The organism is Mariniluteicoccus endophyticus (assembly GCF_054780035.1).
Genome location: NZ_BAAGXC010000032.1, coordinates 47,137 through 62,212, shown reverse-complemented (window position 1 = coordinate 62,212; position 15,076 = coordinate 47,137). Strand labels below are relative to the sequence as shown.

Here is a 15,076-nt window from a genome sequence, read left to right as displayed (position 1 = left end):
GCTCACCTGACGCAGGGTGTGGTGCGGCGCGTCGCCGCCGCGTACGCCGACACCAGCGCCCACGCACCGAGGTAGACGCCGGCGAGGGCCGCCGTGCCGAGCACACCCGCGACCAGCAGGTCCCGGTTTCCGAACGGGTCGTGCGCGCGGATGAGCACGACGTGCACCAGGTTCTCCAGCGCGGTGAGCACGTCCCAGCTGTTGAAGCGGTGCACACGGCCGAGCCACACGCCGGCGACGGTCAGTGGCAGCACGACAGCGGCGAACGCCCACCCGGCCACGGCGCCGAGCCGCGCGGCGACCAGCCGGTGGACCAGCATCAGCGAGGCGATCCCGAGCAGCAGGCCGAGGGCGGCGTACGCCATCACCAGGCCGGCGTCGAACCAGACCGGTACGCCCTCCCGCGGCCGGACGTGGACGAGGTCGGTCATCAGGTAGGGCGCGTTGGGCAGGAGCAGGAGCCACGGGACGCCCACCGCGAGCAGCACGAGGCCGTGGGCACGTGCGTGGTGCAGCCCGAGCAGCAGCAATGTGAGCAGGAACGGCAGCCACGCGAGGAACAGGTTCCAGGCGAGGAAGAAGAAGGTCAGCTCGTCGGTGCGTGCGATCCGCAGGGTCAGCGACGCGACCGCGACGAACGATCCGGCCGCGAGGGCCAGCACCGTGGCGACCAGCCCGACCGGGGGAACCACCGGGCGGGCCACGCGGACGGGGTTCTCACGGACGGCGGCGGCGTGTGGCGTACTCATGCCTCGAGGCTAGGTACGCAGCGGCCCACGACGGGTCCGACCGCGGTCGCCTCCTGCGCGCCCGCCGTCGACCCCGGTCGTACGCGGGTCAGCCGTTCTCCAGGTCGGCCGGGACCCATTCGAGGTCGTCAGGCCCGACGAGCGCCTCAAGCGGCCCGGATCCGCCTAGACTCCGAGCATGGACCGAGAGCTGCTGGACAAGACCCTCCTGGCCTGCCGCACCTTGATCGAGGATCGGTTCCCCGGTGGTGGTCACCAGGGAGCGGCGGCGATGCTCCTCGCAGACGGCACGATTCTGACCGGTACGTCCCCGAAGGCGATCAATCCGGCGGTCGAGCTGTGCCACGAGGTCGAGCCGTACGCGGCGGCCCACCGGCTCGATCAGCAGATCCTGGCTTCCGTCTGCCTGCATCGGCACGAGGACGGTCGCGTGCTGGTGCTGAGCCCCTGCGGGGTGTGCCGGGAGCGGCTGGCTGTGCATGGTCCCCGCGTCCTCGTCGCGGTCGCTCAGGACCAGGACGCCACCCAGGTCGTCTGGAGGGAGCTGCGCGAGGTTCTGCCGGACTACTGGAGGACGGCATTTCCCGACGAGCTCGACTCGGGCTGGTAGCACGTCGCCTGGACTGCTGAACCAGCAGGCGGGCACCGGCCCACGACGGGCCCGGCCGCGGTCACGTCCTGCGTACCCGCAGCCGACCCCGGTCGTACGCGCGTCAGCCGTTCTGCAGGTTGGCGAGCACCTCTTCGAGGTCGTCGGGCTTGACCAGCACCTCGCGCGGCTTGGAGCCCTCGGAGGGGCCGACGATGCCGCGGGTCTCCAGAATGTCCATGAGACGGCCGGCCTTCGCGAACCCGACGCGCAGCTTGCGCTGCAGCATCGATGTGGAGCCCAGGTTGAGCGAGACGACGAGCTGGACGGCCTCGAGGACGAGCTCGAGGTCGTCGCCGATGTCCTCGGCGACCTTCTTCGACTCCGACGCCGCCGCGGCGACGTCTTCGCGATACTGCACCTCGAGCTGCGACTTGACGTGGTCAACGACCTTTCGGACCTCACCCTCCGACACCCAGGCGCCCTGGATGCGCTGCGGGCGCGAGGCGCCCGAGGGCAGGAACAGGCCGTCGCCCTGGCCGACGAGCTTCTCGGCGCCGGGCTGGTCGAGGATGGTGCGCGAGTCGGTCATCGACGACGTGGCGAACGCCAGACGCGACGGCACGTTGGCCTTGATCAGGCCGGTGACGACGTCGACCGACGGGCGCTGCGTCGCGAGCACCAGGTGGATACCGGCGGCTCGGGCCAGCTGGGTGATGCGCACGATCGAGTTCTCGACGTCGCGCGGGGCGCACAACATGAGGTCGGCGAGCTCGTCGACAACCACCAGCAGATACGGGTACGGCGCCAGCTTGCGCTCCGACCCCTCCGGCAGCTTCACCTCGCCGGCGCGGACGGCCTTGTTGAAGTCGTCGACGTGACGGAAGCCGTGCGCGGCGAGGTCGTCGTAGCGCATGTCCATCTCCCGGCAGACCCACTCGAGGGCCTCGGCGGCCTTCTTCGGGTTGGTGATGATCGGCGTCACGAGGTGGGGGATGCCCTCGTACGCCGTCAGCTCCACGCGCTTCGGGTCGACCAGGAGCATGCGTACCTCTTCGGGCGTCGCGCGCATCATGATCGAGGTGATCAGCGAGTTGATGAACGACGACTTGCCCGAACCGGTGGCGCCGGCGACGAGGATGTGCGGCATCTTCGCCATGTTGGCCACGACGTAGCCGCCCTCGACGTCCTTGCCGAGGCCGGCGATCATCGGGTGGTGGTTGTTGCGGGCCTTGGCCGAGCGCAGCACGTCACCGAGCGAGACGATCTCCTTGTCCTTGTTCGGGATCTCGATGCCGATCGCCGACTTGCCCGGGATGGGCGAAAGGATACGGACGTCCTCGGAGGCGACCGCGTACGCGATGTTCTTGCTGAGTTTGAGCACCGACTCGACCTTGACAGCCTGGCCGAGCTCGACCTCGTAGCGCGTGACGGTCGGGCCGCGGGTGTAGCCGGTGACCTGGGCGTCGACGTTGAAGTTGTCGAGCACCTCGGTCAGCGACGCGACGACGGCGTCGGAGGCGGCCGTACGCGCCTTCGGCGTGGTGCCGGGCTTGAGCGCCTCGGAGTCGGGCAGGACGTACTGGACGTCGCCGGAGAGCTGGAGCTGCTCGACACGCTGCGGCATGGGGCCCGGGTTGGGGACTTCGACCGCCGGCGGCTCGGCGATGTCCGGCGGCAGGCCGGCGGTGACCTTCTTGTCGTCGCCGGCGTTGTCGTCGTCCTCGTCGAGGCGCGGCGCGGTGGCGGCCGAGCGGGCGGAGACCCGGGTCGAGCCGGCGGGCTCGGGGTCGAGGCCCATCGCCTCGATGTCGAAGACCTCGTCGCCCTTCTCGGAGGGCAGTGCGTCGACGGGCTTCTTCCTGCGGCGGGTGGTGCGGACCTTGCTCTCCTCGACACGCGGTCCGCGTGCACCGGGCTCCGGGTCCGGATCGACGTCGTCCACCTCGTCGGGATCGCTCACCAGCGGCGTGTCGTACGCCTCGTCGACGCCGTACTCGAGGGCGGCGCGCCGCTCGGCGGCCAGCTCGCGCCGCTGGTCGATCAGGGCCTGGCCGCGGTCGACCAGCTCATACAGCGGGATGCCGACGATGACCAGCACGCCGAAGAACGCGAGCAGCGCCAGCAGCGGGACGGTCACGTAGACCGTCAGCAGGTCGGCGAGGAAGCTCGACGAGATGAACCCGAGCATGCCCCCCGCGGCCCGGACGAGCTCGGGATGGTCGGGGCGGGGCAGGCCCTTGGCGATCGACATCAGGCCGAGCACGCCGAAGGCGAAGGAGAGCCAGCCGACGATCTGGCGTCCTGCGGCACCGTTGAGGTCGGGGTGGCGCAGCGTACGCCAGGCCATCCAGCCGAAGAACAGCGGCGACGCGAAGGCGAGACTGCCAATCACCGTGGTGACGCCGAACCGGATGGCGGGCCCGACGGGTTCGGGCAGCTCGAACCAGAACGTCGCGCCCAGCACGATGCCGCTGGCGAGCAGGAACAGGCCGATGCCGTCGCGGCGAAGCGCCGGGTCGAGGTCACGGGCACCGGTGCCGACCGAGCGCGCCGCGGTTCCCGCCCCGAGGGCCAGACCGCGGTACGCCGCCACGAGGCCCTTGAGCAGGAGCTCGAGGAATCCCGGGTGGCGCTCGACACGGGTCGCCCCGCGCCCACCTCGGGCGGGCTGCTTGCGGGCAGCACCGGATGTCCCCCGGGACTGGGGGCGGGTGGACTGGGACTTCTTGCTTCCGGACGAACGCGAACCAGAGCCGGACGTGGTCGACCGGCTCTTCGTCCGCGCTGGGGAAGACGCGCGGCTCGCCATGTTGCCAAACCTAGGCGACGTTCACTGGCCACCCAAGCGTGCCGCGCCGACGCCGCCCGAGGTTATGGATCTGTCATCTCCGGCGGGGGCTGGTCGCGACGGGTCAGCGGAAGTGGTCGTGGCCGACCTCGCCCTCCCACACAGCGCCATCGACGGTGACCGTCGGCCCGCCGCTGCGGCCGGTGACGGTCCCGATCACCGTCCAGCCGTCGGGCACCGATCCCTCGTCGAACGTGGCAACAAGGGCGTGGTCCTCTCCCCCGGCGAGCATGAGGACCATGGGGTCGACGCCGGTGGCCGCGCTGACGGCGGCGATGGGGTCGGGCACCTCGAGCGCGGAGGTGTCGAGGTCGATGTCGACGCCCGACGCGGCGGCGACGTGACCGAGGTCGGCGAGCAGCCCGTCGGAGACGTCGATCATGGCCGAAGCCCCGGCCTCGGCCGCGACGCGGCCCTGACCGTAGGGGACCTGCGGAACCTTCTGCGCCTCGACGACGACGCGCGGCGAGCGGAAGCCCTTGGAGAGCACGCGGAGCCCCGCGGCGGCCCAGCCGACGCGACCGGCCATCGCGACGACCTGTCCGGGGCGCGCGCCCGAGCGGGTGACGAGCCGGTGCCCGTGGGTGTCGCCGTGGACGGTCACGGTGATGACGACCTGGGGGGCCCGGGTCATGTCGCCGCCGACGAGGCTGGTGCCGGAGCGGGCGGCCTCGAGGCGCATCCCTTGGGCGCACTGCCGGATCCAGGAGGTCGGCAGGTCCGCCGGCGCGCTGAGGGCGACCACCATCGCGACCGGTGTCGCGCCCATGGCTTCCAGGTCCGCGACCGCGGACGCGACGGCTTTCGAGCCCACCTCGGGGGCGAGCGACCAGTCGCGACGGAAGTGGACGCCCTCGACCATGGTGTCGGTGGACACGACCAGGTCGCCGGTCAGCCGGACCACGGCCGAGTCGTCGCCGGGGCCCACCAGGACGGCGTCGCTCAGCGGGAGGTCCTCCGTCACCTGGGCGATCAGGCCGAACTCCCCCACCCCGGCCACGGTGGCGTTGTCCTGGTTCTTCGGCGTCGCGGCCATGGTCCTCCTGTCGGGGTCGAGCCGGAACGTCGGGACGTGACCGGTCGCGTACGCCTGTCGTGCGTACCGAACAAACGGTAGCGTGGCGACCGACGCAACGAAGCGAACCCGCCCGGCGTCCCGAGCGAAGGAGCACCCATGAGCAAGGTTCAGGCCTACATCCTCGTCCAGACCAACGTCGGCAAGGCCGCCGAGGTCGCCGAGGAGATCCGCAACCTCCCCGGCGTCGCGCTGGCCGAGGACGTCACCGGCCCCTACGACGTCATCGTCCGTGCCGAGGCTGACAACGTCGACGAGCTCGGCCAGCTCGTGGTGGCCCGCGTCCAGAACGTCGCAGGCATCACGCGCACGGTCACCTGCCCCGTGGTGAACATCTGATCGTGCCCCACCCGCATGCCACACCCCGCGTACGCCGCCCGTCCCCGCGTCGGGCGGCGTATGCGTGCCTGCCGGCGGTGCTGCTGACGGCGTGCGCGCCGGGCCGGCTGGACCTGCCTGACCCGAACCCAGCCGACGACGCACGCCGCGTCTGTACGCAGGTGATGGCGAACCTGCCGCCGACGGTGCTCGACCAGCCCCGCCGCAAGGTCGCACCGGGAGTGCTGACCGCGGCCTGGGGCGACCCGCCCATCACGCTGATCTGTGGCGGCGAGCTGCCGCCGGGGATGGCCCAGGACACCCGGTGCTTCGAGGTCAACGGTGTCGGCTGGTACGCCGAAGAGGGCCAGGGCGGCTGGCTGTTCACCACGTTCGGCCGCGAGGCAACCGTCCAGCTCGGTGTGCCGAACAGGTACGCGCCGGAGGCGAACGCACTCGTCGACGTGGCCGCGGCGATCTCGGCGCACGACCGCTCGCTCAAGCCCTGCCTCTGACGACGAGACCGGTCGCGCGCGAGCCGGGACTACTAGCGCAGCCCCAGCGGTCGGTTCAGCGCGAGGGCGAGGAGGTGGTCGATGATCTCGGCGTACGTCATGCCGGCGTGCTTCCAGACCTCGGGGAACATCGAGTTGGCGGTGAAGCCTGGCATGGTGTTGATCTCGTTGACCCAGACCTTGCGCCGGGAGTCGACGAAGCAGTCGACGCGGGCGAGGCCCTCGCAGTCCATGACCTCGAAGGCGCGGGCGCCGATGCGGCGGATCTCCTCGGCGACCTCGTCGTCGAGGTCGGCGGGCAGGTCGATCGTCACCTGGCCGTCGGGGAGGTATTTGGCCTCGAAGTCGTAGAACTTGTCCGGGGTGTGCATCACGATCTCGGCCACGCTGGAGACGCGTGGCGCTCCCCCGTCCGGGTCCTGCAGGACGCCACACTCGACCTCGCGGACGTCGTTGAACCCCTGCTCGACGATGACCTTCGGGTCGAAGCGTCGGGCTTCCTCGACGGCGGCCTCGACGCCCTCGATCGACGTGACGCGGCTGATGCCCATCGACGACCCGCCTCGGGCGGGTTTGACGAAGACTGGGAACTCCAGGGAGGCGACGGCGTCGAGGCAAGCGGCCCGGTCGGCCTCCCACTCGCGTGCGGGGACGGTCACGAACGGGCCAACGGGGAGGCCGCCGGCGGCCAGGAGCATCTTCATGGCGTGCTTGTCCATGCCGGTCGCGCTGGACATGACGCCCGAGCCGACGTAGCGCACCCCCATCATCTCGAACAGGCCCTGGACGGTGCCGTCCTCGCCGAAGGTGCCGTGCAGCAGGGCGAACGCGACGTCGACGACGTGGCGGTCGACGAGTCGGTCGCCCTCGACGGTGGCGATCTCGGCGCCCCCGTCATGGCGGAGCAGCACCGCCTCGCCGCGGTCGTCCGGCACGACGGGCAGCTGGCGGTCGACCACCTGCATGGCGGCGACCTCGTCGGCGGAGAGCTGGACCCAGCGTCCGGTGCGCGTGATGCCCACCCCGATGACCTCGTAGCGGTCGCGGTCGATGGCCCGGGCGACGCTCGCCGCGGTCAGGCACGACACGCCGTGCTCGCTGGAGTCGCCACCGAAGACCAGGACGACGACGGGGCGGGTGATCGCGAGGGGTGTGGTCTGGGTCTCGCCGTTCATGGCGCCGACCCTACAGGCTCTCACGCTCCGGCTTGGTGATGCGGGCCATGAGGCTGCGGAACGCGTCGGCGGGGCTCAGCTCGCCGTTGAGGACTTTCTCGACGCGGGCCACGATGGGCATCTCGACGCCGTGGCGTTCGGCGAGCTGGCGGATCGAGGTGGCGGAGCGTGCGCCCTCCGCGACTCCGCGGGAGGCCGCGGTGGCTTCTTCGACGGTGGCGCCGCGGCCGATGAGCTCACCGAAGGAACGGTTGCGGGACAGCGGCGACGAACACGTGGCGACGAGGTCGCCGAGCCCGGCCAGGCCGGCGAAGGTGTGGGGGTCGGCACCGAGTGCCTCGCCCAGGCGTGTGGTCTCGGCCAGGCCGCGTGTGATGACGGATGCCAGCGAGTTGGAGCCGAAGCCGAGCCCGATGCCGAAGCCGACGGCGAGCGCGATCGCGTTCTTGGTCGCCCCGCCCACCTCGACGCCGATGACATCGGAGTTCGTGTAGGGGCGAAACGAGCTGGTCCGGCAGGCCTGCTGGAACGCGACGGCGCGGTCGTGGTCGCTGCAGGCGATGACGGCGGCCGCTGGCTGACGCTCGGCGATCTCGGCGGCGAGGTTCGGGCCGGAGACGGCCAGGATCCGTTCGGGGGCGACCCCGTGGTCGGCGATGACCTCCCCCATGAGTTTGAGGGTGCCGAGCTCGATGCCCTTGGCGAGGCTGACGACGTCGGCGTCCGACGGCAGCTCCCACTGATCCAGGTTGGTGCGAAGCATCTGCGAGGGGACGGCCAGCACGACCGCGTCGGCCCCTTCGAGCGCGGCGGCCGGCTCGTGCGTGGCCCGGACCGCCGAGGGGATCGCGACGTCGCCCAGGTAGCGCTCGTTGCGACGCCGTGTGTTCACCTCATATGCGAGCTCCTGGCGGCGCGCCCACAGGCGCACGTCGTTCCCGGCGTCGGCGAGGACCATGGCGAACGCGGTTCCCCAGGCGCCCGCGCCCATGACGGCGATGCGCCGCCCGGTGGTCATCGGTCGTCTTCCGGGCTCACCCCACCGGCGGCGGGGTCGGCGGATGGGACGGCGTCGAGGGATGTCTGCTCCTGAGTGGCCGGGGCGCCGTCGGTGGCCGGGTCCTCGCGACGTCCGAGGCGGATGTTCCATCGGGTCGTGGGCGGCTGCTCGCCGCGCAGCTCGGCCACGATGTCGGTGATCGCCCTTATGATGCGTTCGCTCGCCTCGGCGATGGTCTCGGGGGTCGCGGGACGCCCGAGCAGGTCGGACAGGTCGACCGGGGTCCCCGCCTTGACCTTCATGGTCTTGCGGGGCAGCAGGCGAGGGAACGTCAGTTTCTTGCCGGGCATGACGTGGTTGGCGCCCCACTGGCCCACCGGGATCACCGGCGCTCCCGTGGCCAGCGCGATGCGCGCCGCACCCGACTTGGGGGTCATGGGCCACTCGAGCGGGTCGGCCGTGATGGTGCCTTCCGGATAGATCGAGACCGTCTTGCCGGCGTTGACGGCCTCCACGGCGGCCTCGACGGACTGGGCGGCCTGGGGGCCGCCACGGCGGACCATGATCTGGCCGGCGTTCGTCGCGACCCAGCCGAGCCCAGGGACCTTGAAGATCTGTTCCTTCGCCAAGAAGCGCGGGTAGCGGCCCGAAAAAGCGACGTAATGGCCGTACGAGAGGGGGTCGAAGTTGGAGATGTGGTTGACGACGAAGATGGCCCCGCCAGTCTGCGGGATGTTCTCGCTGCCCTGCCACTCCTGCCGGGTGATGTGGCGCAGGATCGAGCTGAGGGTCGACACCGTCACCTTCAGCACCGGCTCGACGTCCTCGTGGTTGACGTCGCTCAGCCTGCGCCTGGCCAGATCGCTCATCCGTTGCTCCTCCTGTGTGGTGGCGACCACATTATCGGTCCATGCCACGACCGGTCGCCCCAAGCGGCCGCGTGGTCACCTGTGGCACGATCGCACGCATGCCCCGAACTCCCACAGGTGCGGTGATCGCGCTCAAGCGGCTCGACCTGGCGAAGTCCCGGTTCTCCGACACGCCCCCGGCCCTGCGTCAGCAGCTGGCGCTGGCGATGCTCGAGGACACGTGCGCGGCGGTCTCGGCGGCCGTGGACCGCACGCTCGTCGTAACGCCCGTCCCGGGTCTGCGAGGGCTCCTGGCCCGTCACGGCGCCGAGGTCGTCGCCGATCCCGGCGGGGGGCTGAACCCGGCGTACGCGCGGGGCGCCGAGATCCTCGCCGAGGCGGGGTTCTCCCGCGTGCTGGCCGCCGTGGCCGACCTGCCCGCCCTGACCCCGGCCGCTGTCTGGACCGTGCTGGATGGCTGCGGGGGCACGGGCCGCTGGTTCGTCCGCGATCGTCCGGGGCAGGGCACGACGATGCTGGTGGCCGACGGCTGCGCGCTCGACCCGCGCTTCGAGGACGGGTCGGCGGACCGCCACGCGGCCTCCGGGGCCGCGGAAGTGGACGCCCCGGCCGAGGCGTCCTGCGACGTCGACCAGGTCGCCGACCTCGCACCTGCGGCCGTGCTCGGGCTCGGGCCACGGACGGGCTCCCTGTGGGGGCCCGGAGGCCTCGCGACCCACGACACGGGCGTGGTCGCCTCGCCGACGGCGGAAGGTTGGACGGTCGTACGCAGCACGGGGTCGCGCGTCTCGGTGCCCGCGCGGGTGCTGGGCCCGGGGCTCTCGGGGCTCGCGAAGGGTCAGCGAGTCCACCTGGCCCTGGTCGGCGACCGGGCGCACGCGCTGTGGCTCTGAGCCGTCAGGACCGCTTGGCGGCCTTCTTGGCGGACGCCTTCCTAGGAGCTTTCCCCGTGGACTTCTTCGCGGTCTTATCGGTGGAGGTCTCGGCCGGCGTGGCGGCCGCGGACTTCTTGGCCTCGGGCTTCTTCGAAGCCGGCTTCCTGGCTGCCGGCTTCCCTGCCGCACCGGGGACCTGCTTCTCGCCGGCCACGTAGGCCTTCAGGTCGGTCCCGGGGCGGAACCGCGGGATGTCGGTCGCGGGCGCATCCTTGCGCTCGCCGGTCCTCGGGTTGCGCACGGTCCGTGCCGGACGGTGGATCTTCTCGAACACACCAAAGCCGGTGATCGACACCTTTCCCTCACGTGCCGTCTCGTGGATGATCGTCTCCACCACGGCATTCAGGGCCCGGGTCGCCTCCGCCTTGTTCCCGTCGAAATGTACGGCGAGCGCCTCGACCAATTCCGCCTTGTTCACTGGTTTCCCCCCTAGTGTCCTCCCGCCAGGTTCGGCGGTAGTCCACAAAATACGGCGACCGGGGACCGGGGGACGCGCGTTCGGTGAATTCTTCAGAATTGCCGTGGAGTTCTCAGAGTTCCGGGGTCCGGGCCGGAATAACTTCGACCCGTCCGGACCCCGGTCAGTTCTCCTCAGGCCGTTCGCGCGGGAATGGTCTTCGGCTTGTGTGCCGAACGGGTCACCTCGAACCGTTCGATGTCGTCGGCGTGCCGCAGCGTGAGGCCGATGTCGTCGAGCCCCTCCATGAGGCGCCAGCGGGTGTGGTCGTCGATCGCGAACCCCAGACGGAGCCCACCGGCCGAGATGGTGCGGTTCTCCAGGTCGACCTCCACGCGCGTTGCGGGGTCGGCCTCGAGCACGCCCCAGAGTCGCTCGACGTCGTCTTGCCCCAGCGTGGCCACGAGCAGGCCGGACTTGCCGGCGTTGCCACGGAAGATGTCGCCGAAGCGTGACCCGATGACGGCCTTGAAGCCGTAGTTCTGCAGCGCCCAGACCGCGTGCTCGCGCGAGGAGCCGGTGCCGAAGTCGGGGCCCGGCACGAGGATCGTGGCCCCCTGGTGCTCGGGACGGTTCAGCTCGAAGTCGGGATCGCCCCGCCACGCGGCGAACAGCCCGTCCTCGAACCCGTTGCGGGTCACGCGCTTGAGGTAGACGGCCGGGATGATCTGGTCTGTGTCGACGTTGCTGCGGCGCATCGGGATGGCCGTGCCGGTGTGGGTGGTGAACTTTTCCATGTCAGGCCTCCTCGGTGACGAGATCGGATGCGGCGGCCAGATCGGCCGGCGCCGCGAACGTTCCGGTCACGGCCGTGGCTGCGGCGACGGCCGGCGAGACGAGGTGCGTACGCCCGCCCTTGCCCTGGCGCCCCTCGAAATTGCGGTTGGAGGTGGCGGCGCAGCGCTCGCCCGGGGCGAGCTGGTCGGGGTTCATGCCCAGACACATGGAGCAACCGGCGGCACGCCACTCGGCACCGGCGTCGAGGAACACCCGGTCGAGGCCCTCGGCCTCGGCCTGGAGGCGTACGCGGGCCGAGCCGGGGACGACGAGCATGCGTACGCCGTCGGCGATGCGGCGCCCGCGCATGACGGCCGCGGCCAGGCGGAGGTCCTCGATCCGGCCGTTGGTGCACGACCCGAGGAACACGGCGTCCACGGGGACGTCGCGCATGCGCTGCCCGGCGCTCAGACCCATGTATTCGAGTGCCCGCGCCGCGGCGCTGCGCTCGTCGGCGTCGGCGAACGACTCCGGTGCCGGGATCTCGGCGTCGAGCGCGATCCCCTGCCCGGGATTGGTGCCCCAAGTGACGAATGGCGAGAGTGCGGCGGCGTCGATCTCCACCTCGGTGTCGAACGTGGCCCCCTCGTCGGTGCGCAGCGTGCGCCAGTGGGCCACGGCGGCGTCCCAGTCCTCGCCGCGGGGGGCGTGCGGCCGGCCCTTCAGGTAGGCGAACGTGGTCTCGTCGGGCGCGACCATGCCAGCCTTGGCGCCCCACTCGATGGACATGTTGCACAGGGTCATGCGGCCCTCCATCGACATCTGCTCGATGGCCGGGCCCCGGTACTCGACGACGTGACCCTGGCCGCCGCCCGTGCCGACCTGGGCGATCAACGCGAGAATCAAGTCCTTGGCGGTGACTCCCTCGGGCAGGTCGCCGCGCACGTTGACCGCCATGGTCTTCAGCCGCGACTGCGGCAGGGTCTGGGTGGCGAGCACATGCTCGACCTCCGACGTGCCGATGCCGAACGCGAGCGCGCCGAAGGCGCCGTGGGTGGCGGTGTGGGAGTCGCCGCATACCACGGTCGCGCCGGGCTGGGTCAGGCCCAGCTGGGGGCCGATGATGTGCACAATGCCCTGGTCGGCGTCGCCGAGGCTGTGCAGGCGTATGCCGAACTCGGCCGCGTTCCGGCGCAGGGTCTCGACCTGGGTGCGCGACACGGGGTCGGCGATCGGCTGGTCGATGTCGACGGTCGGGGTGTTGTGGTCCTCAGTCGCGATGGTGAGGTCGGGACGACGCACCTGTCGCCCGGCCTGACGCAGGCCGTCGAAGGCCTGGGGGCTGGTCACCTCGTGGACGAGATGGAGATCGATGTAGAGCAGGTCAGGCGCACCGTCCTCGCCGGCGCGGACGACGTGCTCGCGCCACAGCTTCTCGGCGAGCGTGGTCGGCCCGCCCTCGACATGACCGTGGGTCATCGTTACCTCCATCACGTGAATGAACTCGTCCACATTCGATCTGAAAAGTACTTGTAATTCCACTATCCGAGATAGCAGTATCAGTACATGGACAACTCTAGTGGTGTGGGCGTCCTCGACAAGGCCGCCCTCGTACTCAGCGCATTGGAGTCCGGGCCCACGACGCTGGCCGGTCTCGTGACCGCGACGGGCTTGGCCCGCCCGACCGCCCATCGCCTCGCCGTGGCCCTCGAGCACCACCGGCTGGTCGGCCGCGACCTGCAGGGCCGCTTCGTGCTCGGCCCACGCCTGGCCGAGCTCGCCTCCGCAGCCGGCGAGGACCGCCTCCTGGCCACCGCTGGGCCGGTGCTCGCCCGCCTGCGCGACATCACCGGCGAGTCGGCCCAACTGTTCCGCCGCCAGGGAGACCTGCGCATCTGCGTGGCCGCGGCCGAGCGCATGTCGGGTCTACGTGACACGGTCCCCGTCGGCAGCCAGCTGACCATGTCGGCCGGCTCGGCAGCCCAGGTCCTGCTCGCCTGGGAGGAGCCCGACCGGATGCAGCGCGGCCTGAGGGGCTCGCGCTACTCGGCCGTCGCCCTCGCATCGGTGCGCCGCCGCGGATGGGCGCAGTCCGTCGGCGAGCGCGAGGCGGGTGTCGCCTCCGTCTCCGCCCCCGTCCACTCCCCCTCCGGCAAGGTCATCGCGGCGCTATCGGTGTCTGGCCCGATCGAACGGTTGTCGCGCCAGCCGGGTCGCTTGCACGCCCGCGCCGTGATGGCCGCCGCCGACCGGCTCTCCGAGGTGCTGCGCCACAGCGGCGCGGAGGGCTGAGCCGAGGACGGTAGCCCAGCGGGCCGTCCACCGGATTTTCGCCCGGACACCGTTGTGGATGGTCGGCGCACCCTCCAGTTGTCCTAGGATGACGGCCATGCGCTCAGCCTGGACCCGCCGGACCCTTGTGCTCGCACTGGTCGGGTTCCTCGGCAGCTTCCTGGTGCTGCTCGACGCGCTGGCGAGCAGCTACCTGCCCAAGGGCCCTTTGGCCCTGGTGAAGGAGTACGCCCCGATCCTGCGCCAGCGACGCAAGATCTTCCACCTGCTCGGCTGCTTCGGCTCGGTGCTGATGTTCGCCGTCTGGATCAAACTGCGCCCCACCCGCGGCTCGCGACTCCCGATCCTCGCGATCACGGCGCTGTGGTGCCTGCCGCTGCTGCTGTCCCCGCCGGTCATGACCGCCGACCCCTACGCGTACGCCGCCCAGGGCTGGCTGCTGGCCACGGGCCAGGACCCCTACTCGGTGCCGATGGGCACCAAGGGTCCCTACTCGGCCGGGGTGTACGTCGCGTGGCGCCCCACCACCGCCGTCTACCCGCCGTACGCCCTGTTCCTGCAGCAGGCCGTCGTGCAGGCGACCGGCTTCCACCCGTGGTGGGGAGTCGTCGGGATGCGCGCCATCGCGCTCGCGGGCGTGGCCCTCATGGCCGCCGCCACCATCCTGCTCGCCCGCCAGCACAGGCTGTCCCGCGACCTCGCCCTGTGGGGGGTCGTGGCCAACCCGCTGGTCGTCGTCCAGCTCATCGGCGGCGCCCACAACGACACCATCATGATCGGGCTGGTCATGATGGCGCTGTGGCTCGCCGGCCGGAAACACGGGCTGCTCACTGGGGCCGCCCTCATCGGTGTGGCGGCGATGTTCAAGCAGCCCGCGGTGATCGCGGGTGTCGGCGTGGTCATGGCTTCGCTGCCGGACCACCTGCGCACGCGGCCGGTGAAGTGGCTGCCGATTCTCGGCCGACTCGTCGTCGGCGGGGCGATCGGCGGTGGCGTGTTCGTCGTGCTCAGCCTCCTCAGCGGGCTCGGGTTCGGCTGGATGAACGACGGCGCCGGCTCCCCCAGCCTGGTCATCAACCACTCGCCGTTCAGCTGGGCGGCCCAGTGGGCCCTCCACCTGGCCCACGTCCCGCAGGCCATGGTCGACACCGCGTTGTCGCTGGTCAGCGCCGCCTTCATGGCAGTCGGATTCGCGGTCGTCATCTGGCGCTTCGCGCTGAGGCGTCCCATCATGATGACCGCTGGACTGCTGCTGGTCTTCGGCGTGTTCGGCTCGGCCATTCAGCCCTGGTACGTGCTCTGGGGCGGGCCGCTGCTGGCCCTGGCCGGAGTGACCCGCCGCACCGGTCGGCTTGCCTGCGCGGTCGTCCTGCTGCTGTTGTTCTCCGCGCCCCTGGGCTGGCTCATGAGCCCCGCGATCCACGTCCCGATCGCCGCGGTGGTCTCCGTCGCGTGGTTCGTCTGGGCGGAGCGTCGGGCCCGCCAGCACGACGAGGAGAACGAGGCCGAAGCGGTCGCTGCGGGCTGATATCTT

General features: G+C 71.1%; 15 protein-coding genes. 6 read left to right on the top strand and 9 right to left on the bottom strand.

Annotated elements, in window-relative coordinates; genetic code table 11:
* Positions 1–2: 2 nt before the first annotated feature.
* On the bottom strand, positions 3–749 hold the full coding sequence (locus ACYVGD_RS14855) for a DUF1361 domain-containing protein (RefSeq protein ID WP_460744554.1): 747 nt from the start codon (positions 747–749) through the stop codon (positions 3–5).
* A gap of 178 nt (positions 750–927) precedes the next feature.
* On the opposite strand from ACYVGD_RS14855, the gene ACYVGD_RS14850 reads away from it, so the two are divergent.
* Positions 928–1,359, top strand: coding sequence for a cytidine deaminase (locus ACYVGD_RS14850; protein WP_460744553.1), 432 nt, complete (start codon positions 928–930; stop codon positions 1,357–1,359).
* Between the two features lie 103 nt (positions 1,360–1,462).
* On the opposite strand, the gene ACYVGD_RS14845 is transcribed toward ACYVGD_RS14850, so the two are convergent.
* Positions 1,463–4,150, bottom strand: coding sequence for an FtsK/SpoIIIE family DNA translocase (locus ACYVGD_RS14845; protein ID WP_460744552.1), 2,688 nt, complete (start codon positions 4,148–4,150; stop codon positions 1,463–1,465).
* 103 nt (positions 4,151–4,253) lie between these two features.
* On the bottom strand, positions 4,254–5,225 hold the full coding sequence (locus ACYVGD_RS14840) for a thiamine-phosphate kinase (protein ID WP_460744551.1): 972 nt from the start codon (positions 5,223–5,225) through the stop codon (positions 4,254–4,256).
* Between the two features lie 138 nt (positions 5,226–5,363).
* Here ACYVGD_RS14840 and ACYVGD_RS14835 point away from each other — a divergent pair, with 138 nt between their 5' ends.
* Together ACYVGD_RS14835 and ACYVGD_RS14830 are read left to right on the top strand one after the other, a co-directional pair.
* Positions 5,364–5,603, top strand: a complete 240-nt coding sequence (locus ACYVGD_RS14835; RefSeq protein ID WP_460744550.1) for an Lrp/AsnC family transcriptional regulator — start codon at positions 5,364–5,366, stop codon at positions 5,601–5,603.
* A gap of 2 nt (positions 5,604–5,605) precedes the next feature.
* Positions 5,606–6,097 (top strand): DUF3515 family protein, encoded by a 492-nt coding sequence (locus tag ACYVGD_RS14830; RefSeq protein WP_460744549.1) that lies wholly within the window; start codon positions 5,606–5,608, stop codon positions 6,095–6,097.
* A gap of 32 nt (positions 6,098–6,129) precedes the next feature.
* Here the strand turns inward: ACYVGD_RS14830 and ACYVGD_RS14825 are convergent, their stop codons facing one another.
* The 3 genes from ACYVGD_RS14825 to ACYVGD_RS14815 are packed head-to-tail and all read right to left on the bottom strand — an operon-like array spanning position 6,130 to position 9,075.
* Positions 6,130–7,239 carry a D-alanine--D-alanine ligase family protein gene (locus tag ACYVGD_RS14825; RefSeq protein ID WP_460744608.1) on the bottom strand — a complete coding sequence of 370 codons (1,110 nt, stop codon included), beginning with the start codon at positions 7,237–7,239 and terminating at the stop codon, positions 6,130–6,132.
* Positions 7,240–7,282: 43 nt separating this feature from the next.
* On the bottom strand, positions 7,283–8,290 hold the full coding sequence (locus ACYVGD_RS14820; RefSeq protein ID WP_460744548.1) for an NAD(P)H-dependent glycerol-3-phosphate dehydrogenase: 1,008 nt from the start codon (positions 8,288–8,290) through the stop codon (positions 7,283–7,285).
* The gene (locus ACYVGD_RS14815; RefSeq protein WP_460744607.1) at positions 8,287–9,075 is read right to left on the bottom strand and encodes a lysophospholipid acyltransferase family protein; all 789 of its coding nucleotides are present in this window, start codon (positions 9,073–9,075) and stop codon (positions 8,287–8,289) included. Before ACYVGD_RS14815 ends, ACYVGD_RS14820 begins: the two co-directional genes overlap by 4 nt.
* 164 nt (positions 9,076–9,239) lie before the next feature.
* On the opposite strand from ACYVGD_RS14815, the gene cofC reads away from it, so the two are divergent.
* A complete protein-coding gene (gene cofC, locus ACYVGD_RS14810; protein WP_460744547.1) occupies positions 9,240–10,034 on the top strand; it encodes a 2-phospho-L-lactate guanylyltransferase in 795 nt (264 codons plus the stop codon).
* Positions 10,035–10,038: 4 nt separating this feature from the next.
* Here cofC and ACYVGD_RS14805 read toward each other — a convergent pair whose 3' ends face one another.
* From ACYVGD_RS14805 to leuC, 3 genes are all read right to left on the bottom strand, one after another.
* A complete protein-coding gene (locus ACYVGD_RS14805; RefSeq protein ID WP_460744546.1) occupies positions 10,039–10,494 on the bottom strand; it encodes an HU family DNA-binding protein in 456 nt (151 codons plus the stop codon).
* A gap of 173 nt (positions 10,495–10,667) precedes the next feature.
* Positions 10,668–11,270 carry a 3-isopropylmalate dehydratase small subunit gene (gene leuD / locus ACYVGD_RS14800; RefSeq protein ID WP_460744545.1) on the bottom strand — a complete coding sequence of 201 codons (603 nt, stop codon included), beginning with the start codon at positions 11,268–11,270 and terminating at the stop codon, positions 10,668–10,670.
* 1 nt (position 11,271) lies between these two features.
* Positions 11,272–12,729: a 3-isopropylmalate dehydratase large subunit gene (gene leuC / locus ACYVGD_RS14795; RefSeq protein WP_460744544.1), complete on the bottom strand. Its 1,458-nt coding sequence runs from the start codon at positions 12,727–12,729 to the stop codon at positions 11,272–11,274.
* A gap of 87 nt (positions 12,730–12,816) precedes the next feature.
* Between leuC and ACYVGD_RS14790 the strand changes: the two genes are divergently transcribed.
* Positions 12,817–13,542 carry an IclR family transcriptional regulator gene (locus ACYVGD_RS14790; protein WP_460744543.1) on the top strand — a complete coding sequence of 242 codons (726 nt, stop codon included), beginning with the start codon at positions 12,817–12,819 and terminating at the stop codon, positions 13,540–13,542.
* A 97-nt stretch (positions 13,543–13,639) separates the two neighbouring features.
* Positions 13,640–15,070, top strand: coding sequence for a polyprenol phosphomannose-dependent alpha 1,6 mannosyltransferase MptB (mptB, locus tag ACYVGD_RS14785; RefSeq protein WP_460744542.1), 1,431 nt, complete (start codon positions 13,640–13,642; stop codon positions 15,068–15,070).
* The last annotated feature ends 6 nt before the right edge of the window (positions 15,071–15,076 follow it).

Bases quoted from the DNA above. Each gene is read 5' to 3' on its own strand.
- leuD (WP_460744545.1), bottom strand. From the start codon at position 11,270: ATGGAAAAGTTCACCACCCACACCGGCACGGCCATCCCGATGCGCCGC.
- ACYVGD_RS14820 (WP_460744548.1), bottom strand. From the start codon at position 8,290: ATGACCACCGGGCGGCGCATCGCCGTCATGGGCGCGGGCGCCTGGGGA.
- ACYVGD_RS14790 (WP_460744543.1), top strand. From the start codon at position 12,817: ATGGACAACTCTAGTGGTGTGGGCGTCCTCGACAAGGCCGCCCTCGTA.
- leuC (WP_460744544.1), bottom strand. From the start codon at position 12,729: ATGACCCACGGTCATGTCGAGGGCGGGCCGACCACGCTCGCCGAGAAG.
- mptB (WP_460744542.1), top strand. From the start codon at position 13,640: ATGCGCTCAGCCTGGACCCGCCGGACCCTTGTGCTCGCACTGGTCGGG.
- cofC (WP_460744547.1), top strand. From the start codon at position 9,240: ATGCCCCGAACTCCCACAGGTGCGGTGATCGCGCTCAAGCGGCTCGAC.
- ACYVGD_RS14855 (WP_460744554.1), bottom strand. From the start codon at position 749: ATGAGTACGCCACACGCCGCCGCCGTCCGTGAGAACCCCGTCCGCGTG.
- ACYVGD_RS14835 (WP_460744550.1), top strand. From the start codon at position 5,364: ATGAGCAAGGTTCAGGCCTACATCCTCGTCCAGACCAACGTCGGCAAG.
- ACYVGD_RS14850 (WP_460744553.1), top strand. From the start codon at position 928: ATGGACCGAGAGCTGCTGGACAAGACCCTCCTGGCCTGCCGCACCTTG.
- ACYVGD_RS14840 (WP_460744551.1), bottom strand. From the start codon at position 5,225: ATGGCCGCGACGCCGAAGAACCAGGACAACGCCACCGTGGCCGGGGTG.
- ACYVGD_RS14845 (WP_460744552.1), bottom strand. From the start codon at position 4,150: ATGGCGAGCCGCGCGTCTTCCCCAGCGCGGACGAAGAGCCGGTCGACC.